6 protein-coding genes are annotated in these 5,391 nt (G+C 45.2%); 4 read left to right on the top strand and 2 right to left on the bottom strand.

Features of this window, described 5'->3' with window-relative positions:
• The first annotated feature begins 156 nt into the window (after window positions 1-156).
• Genes QUA77_RS28540 through QUA77_RS28530 form a run of 3 tightly spaced genes read left to right on the top strand, consistent with a single transcriptional unit; the run spans window position 157 to window position 1,410 of the window.
• A complete protein-coding gene (locus QUA77_RS28540; RefSeq protein WP_333453968.1) occupies window positions 157-315 on the top strand; it encodes a hypothetical protein in 159 nt (52 codons plus the stop codon).
• 20 nt (window positions 316-335) lie between these two features.
• Window positions 336-1,016 carry a hypothetical protein gene (locus QUA77_RS28535; RefSeq protein ID WP_333453966.1) on the top strand — a complete coding sequence of 227 codons (681 nt, stop codon included), beginning with the start codon at window positions 336-338 and terminating at the stop codon, window positions 1,014-1,016.
• Window positions 1,006-1,410: a HEPN domain-containing protein gene (locus QUA77_RS28530; RefSeq protein WP_333453964.1), complete on the top strand. Its 405-nt coding sequence runs from the start codon at window positions 1,006-1,008 to the stop codon at window positions 1,408-1,410. The genes QUA77_RS28535 and QUA77_RS28530 overlap by 11 nt, the downstream gene beginning before the upstream one ends.
• A gap of 93 nt (window positions 1,411-1,503) precedes the next feature.
• Here the strand turns inward: QUA77_RS28530 and QUA77_RS28525 are convergent, their stop codons facing one another.
• Complete coding sequence (locus QUA77_RS28525; RefSeq protein ID WP_333453969.1) at window positions 1,504-3,570, bottom strand: elongation factor G; 2,067 nt, start codon at window positions 3,568-3,570, stop codon at window positions 1,504-1,506.
• A 702-nt stretch (window positions 3,571-4,272) separates the two neighbouring features.
• Between QUA77_RS28525 and QUA77_RS28520 the strand changes: the two genes are divergently transcribed.
• A complete protein-coding gene (locus QUA77_RS28520) occupies window positions 4,273-4,440 on the top strand; it encodes a precorrin-8X methylmutase (RefSeq protein WP_445302113.1) in 168 nt (55 codons plus the stop codon).
• Between the two features lie 322 nt (window positions 4,441-4,762).
• Here the strand turns inward: QUA77_RS28520 and QUA77_RS28515 are convergent, their stop codons facing one another.
• Complete coding sequence (locus QUA77_RS28515) at window positions 4,763-5,302, bottom strand: MgtC/SapB family protein (protein ID WP_333253575.1); 540 nt, start codon at window positions 5,300-5,302, stop codon at window positions 4,763-4,765.
• Between the last annotated feature and the right edge of the window lie 89 nt (window positions 5,303-5,391).

The raw sequence follows: 5,391 nt of genomic DNA, 5'->3' as shown, positions 1-5,391 counted from the left end.
TTTCTTGTTTTATTGACCCTACATTAGATTCTTCTGAGTCCTTGTGTCAAGCCTAATTGAGATGCTCTTACCCTGCATCCGGCACTAGCCCTCAAAGAAGCACAAAAATGGCTCCGAACTATTACCTACAGCGAACTATCCGACTGGTATCTCGAATTGGCTAAAGTAACGTACAATTCCAGTTGCAGTCAAGATTTGAGAGACGAAGCTAACCTAATCCGCAGAAATGATGCTAAAATGGAGTCTGATGAACCGCCTTATGCCGCTCTCTATCACTGGGCAGGTTTCACGATTACTGGTAAAGTTAATCCCTAACTTCCCAACCATCGACTATTATGAAAGCAACAGATATTATTCGGCTACAAGCCATTGGGGCTACTTTAGCTCAACTAGATTCATCTATTCAACTTGGCGAGTTGGAAGATAGTATCATAAGTTCTGCGATATTGGCTTTTGAAAAATTAGCCGGACAAAACACTACTATCAACGAAATTTACACAAGAGAACGCCTCGACTTAAAAGAGCAGTACCAAGCAAAATCAAAAGATAAACGCTACCAGCCGACAAGTGACAGCATTTACAGCACTGACGCTGGAAATTTAAGCCCTTCCTTTCCTCAGTCACAAGGAGAAGTGGAGAGTCCCTCTGAAATAGCTACAGCCTTTGACAATTTAATTGCATCTTTTAATCAAATCAAAAGCCTGTACGCGGTTGAAAACCCAGTAGAAAGTTTTAAAATCATTATCGAACAAGAAGCGATCGCACTTTTGATTTTAGAAGCTCATTCTAAGATTAGAGAACTCTTTCCTACGGAAAGATTGGGATTGGAAGTGAAAACCGATCCAGAAATTGCCAACTGGCGATCGCTGTGGATTGCTATCTACACTAAAGTCGAAGTCGAGGAAGCTTTTGCAAAGTTGAACATCCTTGACGATAGTTGGTGGCTAGATGCTAAAATAGCCGCCCCCAAAAATGATTTACATATTAGCCTTGAATGGGAGTCAAATGAAATTTGATTGGTCTGAATATTTGAAGTTAGCCCAAGAGTTAGCTGCCACAAATGGTGATAGTTCAGCTAACAGGGATGCCAAGTTGCGATCGGCGATAAGTAGAGCCTACTATTCGACATTTTGCCTAGCGCGAAATTACTTACGCGACATTGAACAAGACCCAAGACTTTTTCGTAAGAATCGCGATATCAACGAACATAAATATGTAGCCGAAGAATTTATAGAACACCCAACTAAAATGAAAAATATGGTCAAAATAGGTGAAAATTTAAGCAGATTGAGAGAACTTAGGAATAAAGCTGATTATGAAGATACTATGTTTAACTTACAAGGAGAAGCGAGAAATGCGTTAATGCTAGCTGAGAATATTATTTCAGCGTTAAGTAAGTTAACTCAATAATCCCAGAAATGAGAATCCATCGCAATAAACTTTAATGGCAACTCGTGCAAAAACCCGGTTTCTTGGAGAAACCGGGTTTTTGAAGACAGCTAACTAACTTTTACCGTTACCGTTTCCATTGCCGCCAGTCGTTAGCAAAACCCGCTTAGCTAAAGGTTCCGGCACTTCTTGCAATCGATCAAACTCCCAATTAAAAAATCCGACTCCCATTGTCTGCGATCGCAATTCTACGATTAAATTCTGCATTTCTGCGATCGGCAAATAAGCAGAAACTGCATCCCATCCCTTCCAGTCTTTTTTACCTTCGTAGCCGAGAATTTGGCCGCGGTGTCCGCTGACCAACTGCAATACCTTTGATGTACACTCGTTCGGAGCGCAAATTTCAACTTTGGCGATCGGCTCCAGCAATGCCGGTTCGCACTTCGCCATTCCCTCCTGCATCGCCAAACGCGCCGCTTGCTTGAAAGCTTGTTCGGAACTGTCAACGGTATGGTAGGAACCGTTCGTCAGCGTCACCGCTACGTCTACCACGGGGAAACCTAGCGGGCCGCGATCCAAATACTCGCGTACTCCCACTTCCACGCCGGGAATGTACTGTTTTGGGACGACGCCGCCGACTATTTTGTCGCTAAAGCTGAAACCTTCTCCGCGAGGCTGCGGTGCAATATCGAGGTACACGTCGCCAAACTGTCCGTGTCCGCCGCTTTGGTGTTTGTAGCGCCCGTGGATGGAAGATGCTGGTTTGCGGATGGTTTCTTTGTATGGCACTTGGGGTAAGTGAGTCGCCATCGGCAAATTATATTTGCGGCGCAACCTGTCTAAGGCGACTTTCAGGTGGATTTCGCCTTGACCCCAAAGTATAATTTCGTGAGTGTCGCCGTGCTGTTCCCAGACTAAAGATGGGTCTTCTTCTAACAATTTAGCTAAAGCGGAGCTCAGCTTAACTTCATCGTTGCGCTTTTCTGGGACGATCGCCAGTGCGTAGACAGGCGGGATGATTTCGGCTTTTGGCAATTCTTCCGATCGGTCTAGCGCCAGCGTATCGCCTGTTTTCACGCCTTCTAGCCTTCCCAAAGCCACAATTTCTCCGGCGCTGACAGACTGCAAACTTTGTGTTTGCTGGCCTGTCAAGCGGTACAAACCGTTAACTCGAACGCCGTTCAAAATTGCTCCGTCTGCCAGCGTCCCCCGCCACATTCTCACTAACGATAGTTTGCCTCCCTGCTGCGTGTAATATGTTTTGAGGATTTGAGCCAGAACTTTGTTTTCACTTTGTATAATACCGCGACGATCGGCTGTAGTTTCGGGTGTCGGCGCTTCCCTCAGCAAAGCTTCCAGCAGAGGCCGCACGCCGAAATCTTGTTCGGCGATGCCGATGAATACTGGCACAATTAAATCTGCGCCTAATTCCATCTTTAAATCCCGGGTAATTTCTTCGGCGTCGGGATTGATTTCTTCGAGCAATTCTTCGAGTAAATGGTCGTCAAAATTCGCCAATTCTTCGAGCATTTGCTGCCGCGCTGCGCTTTCTTGTGCTTTGAGGTGTTCTGGAAGCGGGACGGGATCTGCGGCGGCGCCCGGATGGTAGTGGTAAGCTTGTTCGGTTACTAAGTCGATAAAACCGATGATTTGTTCGTTTTTGCCGATCGGATATTGGTGAGGTACGACCGGTCTACTGGAAACGGATTTGAGCGCGTCGATCACCTCGCTGAAGTTGGTGCCGCAAGTAGTTTCGTCTGTGTAAGCACGATCGATCTTGTTGATAAAAACTAGGTGGGGAATTTCCCAATCATCGAGAAATTTAAACAGGGGTGCGAGGGTTAAAGTGCGATCGGCAACGGGTTCGCAAACAATTATCGCCGCATCCACACCAATCAGCGCATTGTAAGTTTCTTGGGCAAATTCTACCGAGCCCGGACAGTCGAGAAATGTGAAGCGGACGCCTTGATATTCAGCGGTGGCGGCGTTTACTTCTACGCTCATTTGGCGATCGCGCGCTTCCGGGGAACTATCACCTATTGTGTTGCCCTCTTTGACATTTCCTTTGCGGGTAATTGTCCCTGTCACCGACAGCAAACTTTCGAGCAGTGCGGTTTTACCGCTTAAATAAGGGCCAACAATTGCAACGTTCCGCGTGGCCCCAAGGACTTTTTCGTTCATATTGCCTCCAACAGAAAACTTGTTTTCCATTGCTCTTGGTGCAATCACTTCTATACCATTTTCTAGACTTTTTCTAGGTTAATTTTTATTGCATTTTCGAGCAACTTGAGATTTTGGTATGATTCCATACTTTTGACGCTAGCGTATTTTGAGTGACGCCAACACAAATTGTAGTTTTTCTTAATATTTTTAATTTTTAACCGCAGGTGAAGGCAAATCGGATTCTCGTTCCCAGGCTGTGCCCATTGGTAACAGCTTAAGACTGAAACTCATAATAAATATCGCTTGTAGTTGAGTCTCGCTCCCCCTAAATCCCCCTTAAGAAGACCCACTTTGAGAAGAATCTTGTCCCCCCCTTAACAAGGGGGGTTAGGGGGTATCTAGGCTTCGATATAAACAACAGAGACTGTTAGTTTAACGTTAAATTGTCACCAATAGGCTCTGCCTGAGAACGCATTTCACTCTTGATATGCCTCGATTTCAACGGTTTTTAGTGTCTAATTTCTCAGCAGTCGCAAACCGCTTAAGGTTACTATTACTGTAGAGCTTTCGTGACCTATGACGCCTAAAGGCATGGTGATATTTCCGAAAAAATTAGCCGTTAATAACAGCACAATCCAACTGAGTGCAAAAACAATGTTTTGTTTGACAACATTTTGAGCGCGGCGGCCCCAGCTAATTGCTTTAGTTGGTAATTGGTAGATCGGTTTTAGTCATTCTCCGGTGGCGAAACGGCGGTTAGTGCGATCGGGCGTTGCGTACGTTACGACTGTCGGGACTTTAGGCGGCGGGTTGTTGGCGGCGGTTGCTTTGAATGGTTTGGTTGAGTCTTTGATTGAAAAGCCGAATTGTCATTGTCATCTCAAGTAAAAATTGGCTTGAGAAAAGCTTACAACTCACATTCTCCTGTATCGGGATTTGTTTGATAGCGCAATTCTGGCTTGAAACCTAGTTCAAAGAGTATGGCAAAAAGAAGTGTTTATATTCTAAGTATTACTCCGGTTTTTCGAGGTTTAAGACAGCAAGATCGGACTTACTTACTCAGGCTCTTCTCACCCATGAACAAAATTTGAATTCTATTTTAATCTAAAAATTTCTGAGCTTCAAGCCAGAGCAATTAATCGCAAAAGGTACTCAGAATTGTGTTTAACCGTGCTGAGTATATCTTGTACTTTTTGAAAGGGAAGCTCAGTTATTCTGGCTGCCGATCTGGCACTGAGGCTGCATCTTTGACTCGTGTTTTTGGTTGGCTGTTAGCATAAGCACGAATCAACGCAGACTTCTTAAGCCGTTTGACGCCACTCAAAACCAAGAGTGCAAACAGCGTTCCTATCAAACTCATTACCCACAAACCGCAGCCTGCCGCTGCACCTAATCCGGCAGCCAACCAAATAGTTGCGGCGGAAGTTAATCCTTTTACTTCAGCTTTACCCACTGGGTATTGAGTTTGTTGCAGAATGATTCCGCCTCCGAGAAAGCCTACCCCTGTGGCAACTCCTTGGATAGTTCGGCTCAAAGCATTGGAAGAGGAAAAGGTGCTGTCGCCATCCATCTGCAAAGGAATCATTACAAATATAGCTGCGCCTAGACTCACAATCATAAAGGTTCTTAAACCTGCTGGTCTACCTGGCTGCTGGCGGTTCATGCCGATCGCGAAGCCTACCAGTAGTGCAGCCGTCAGCCTAAAGGTGACTGTTTGCCAATCGTTGGGGCTGAAAAAGATAGAACTCATTGCCTGTACTCCTACTAGGGCGTCGGTTCAGTATTAGGAGTTGACAAAACAAACTGAAAATGATAGGTGAATTGAAAAGCCTGTTAAAT

It is taken from the genome of Microcoleus sp. K5-D4 (assembly GCF_036704575.1).
GTDB lineage: Bacteria > Cyanobacteriota > Cyanobacteriia > Cyanobacteriales > Microcoleaceae > Microcoleus.
The sequence above is the reverse complement of the archived record's forward strand: the minus strand, read 5'-3'. Positions and strand labels throughout refer to the sequence as shown.

What these genes read in the sequence shown, in the direction of transcription:
- QUA77_RS28535 (WP_333453966.1), top strand. Translation starts at nt 336, where the DNA reads ATGAAAGCAACAGATATTATTCGGCTACAAGCCATTGGGGCTACTTTA.
- QUA77_RS28530 (WP_333453964.1), top strand. Translation starts at nt 1,006, where the DNA reads ATGAAATTTGATTGGTCTGAATATTTGAAGTTAGCCCAAGAGTTAGCT.
- QUA77_RS28525 (WP_333453969.1), bottom strand. Translation starts at nt 3,570, where the DNA reads ATGAACGAAAAAGTCCTTGGGGCCACGCGGAACGTTGCAATTGTTGGC.
- QUA77_RS28515 (WP_333253575.1), bottom strand. Translation starts at nt 5,302, where the DNA reads ATGAGTTCTATCTTTTTCAGCCCCAACGATTGGCAAACAGTCACCTTT.